Annotated in this window: 2 protein-coding genes; both read left to right on the top strand. The window is 62.7% G+C overall.

Annotation, left to right across the window (positions count from 1 at the left end):
• The first annotated feature begins 369 nt into the window (after positions 1-369).
• A complete protein-coding gene (gene tnpB, locus BM269_RS28865; RefSeq protein WP_090446038.1) occupies positions 370-711 on the top strand; it encodes an IS66 family insertion sequence element accessory protein TnpB in 342 nt (113 codons plus the stop codon).
• Between the two features lie 43 nt (positions 712-754).
• Complete coding sequence (locus BM269_RS28870; RefSeq protein ID WP_090446041.1) at positions 755-2,365, top strand: IS66 family transposase; 1,611 nt, start codon at positions 755-757, stop codon at positions 2,363-2,365.
• Positions 2,366-2,386: the final 21 nt, after the last annotated feature.

Here is a 2,386-nt window from a genome sequence, read left to right on the forward strand (position 1 = left end):
GGTAAGCGTCCAGCGCGACCACATATGAAAGTTGGCAAGGCCTGGTCAAACTTCGGTTTTCACTTTGGAGAACCGGATGGCAAATCAGGAACGAGAGCAGTTGTGGTTGGAGCGCATTGCGCAATGGCGTGAGAGTGGCATGTCGCAGCGAGCCTTTGCGCAGAAGCACGGCTTCCCAATCCGCCAAGTCGGCTACTGGGTTCGGCGTTTGAGTCGCAGCGAGCCAGCGGCAGCAGCCTTGGTGCCCGTCGTGATTAAGGCGGAAGCCAATGCACCGGCGTAGATCTTGCGCGGCCCGCACAACTGGTCCATTGAGATTTCCGCTGGAGCTTCGGCAGCTTGGGTGGCCGATCTGCTGCGCGGTCTGTAATGCAGCTGCAAGCAACGACAGTTTGGCTTGCAACTCAGCCAGTAGACATTCGCGCCGGGGTCGATCGCCTGTCACTGCATGTGCAGCAGGCGCTGGGCCGCCCACCATGCGATGGCACGGCCTACGTGTTCAGCAACCGGCGCCACACTCGCCTGAAGGTCGTGTGCTGGGACGGCAATGGCGTGTGGATGTGCGTGCGCCGCCTGCATCGCGGCCAGTTTGTCTGGCCGCAGGCTGGCGACAGCACCTGGGAACTCAGTGGCGAGCAATGGCAGTGGCTGGTAGCAGGCGTGGACTGGCAACGCTTATCGGCGCCGCCGCCAGCGGCATGGAAATTATGAGCAGGCTCTGTTAACCAAAGTGGCGTTCTGTTAACATCACGCTATGGACTTGCTCGAACAACTGGCCCTTACGAATGCTGACCCTGCGCTGCTTGCGCAGTTGCAGGCTATGCTGGCCAAGAAGGATGAGCAGATCGCTGCGAATGCAGCGCTGCTTACCGCGCAAGACGAGCAGCTGCAGTCCTTGCGTGTGCAGCAGGACGAAATGGCTGCAGCGGGAAAGTCCAAGGACTTCAAGATTCAGGCGTTGACGCTGGAATTGGCGCACATGAAACGCATCAAGTTCGGCAAGGCCAGTGAAGCGTATAGCGGCGATCAGCTGGAATTGTTCGGCGAAACCATGGCCACCGACCTGGCGGCGCTGGAGGCGGAGCTGGAGGAGCTGCAAGGCAAGCGCGAAGCTAAGCCGCGCAGCCGTGCCGGCCGCCAGCCTCTGCCGCCTGAACTGCCGCGCATCGAGCACCGCCATGAGCCATCGTCCTGCCAGTGCGAAGCATGCGGCCGCGACCTGCTCAAGATCGGCGAGGACGTCAGCGAGCAGCTGGACGTTGAGCCGGCGCGCTTCTTCGTACATCGCCATATCCGCCCGCAATACGCGTGCCGTGGCTGCGAAACAGTGACGGCAGCGCCAGTCCCACCAGCGGTGATCGACGGCGGCATGGCAGCGCCGGGCCTTCTGGCGTGGGTTGCGGTCAGCAAATACGCCGATCACTTGCCGCTGTACCGGCTGGAACAGATCGCCTCCCGCCAGGGTGTAACCTTGGCGCGTTCCACGCTGGCGGAATGGCTTGGCAAGGTCGGCGTGGCGTTGCAGCCGCTGTGCGACCGGCTGGCGCAGTTGTTGCGGCAGCGCCCGTGCCTTCATGCCGATGAAACGCCAGTGCGCCAACTCGATCCCGGCCAAGGGAAAACGCGCCAAGCCTACTTGTGGGCTTATCGCTCCAACAGCCTCGATGAGGGGCCACCCATCATCGTGTTCGATTACCAGACCGGGCGCGCTGGCGCCCATGCACGCGCTTTCCTGGAGGGATGGCGCGGCCACCTCATGGTCGACGACTATGCCGGCTATAAGGCGCTATTTTCCGATGGCGTGACCGAGCTCGCGTGCCTGGCGCACGTGCGTAGGAAATTTTTCGAACTGCACTCCGCCAACGGCAGCCCGGTGGCAGCCGAAGCGCTGCAGCGCATCGGTGCCTTGTACGCCATCGAACGGCAGGCTGCCAGCTTGACGCCCGAGGAACGGCTGCAGCTTCGCCGGTCGCAGGCCCTGCCTGCACTGGCTGAACTGCATGCCTGGCTACTGGCGATGCAGCCGGCGGTAGCGCCGGGCAGTGGCACTCGCAACGCCATCGAGCATGCACTCAAGCGCTGGCCAGCACTGGTACGCTACGCCGACTCGGGCACCTTCCCGATCGACAACAACGCCGTCGAGAATGCGATCCGCCCGATCGCCATTGGCAAGAAGAACTGGCTCTTTGCCGGATCGGAGCGCGCCGGCCGGCGCGCTGCCGCCATCCAGACTTTGATGGGTACTGCCAAGCTCAATGGCCTCGATCCGCTGCATTGGCTGGCCAGCGTATTGGAACGTCTCCCGACGTGCCCCAACAGCCAGATCGATTTGTTGCTGCCATTCCCGAACTCTACGCAGTCTTAGTGATGCTGCCTAGAGTGGTAG

This window comes from Duganella sp. CF458, assembly GCF_900113115.1.
In the GTDB taxonomy this organism is placed as follows: domain Bacteria; phylum Pseudomonadota; class Gammaproteobacteria; order Burkholderiales; family Burkholderiaceae_D; genus Rugamonas.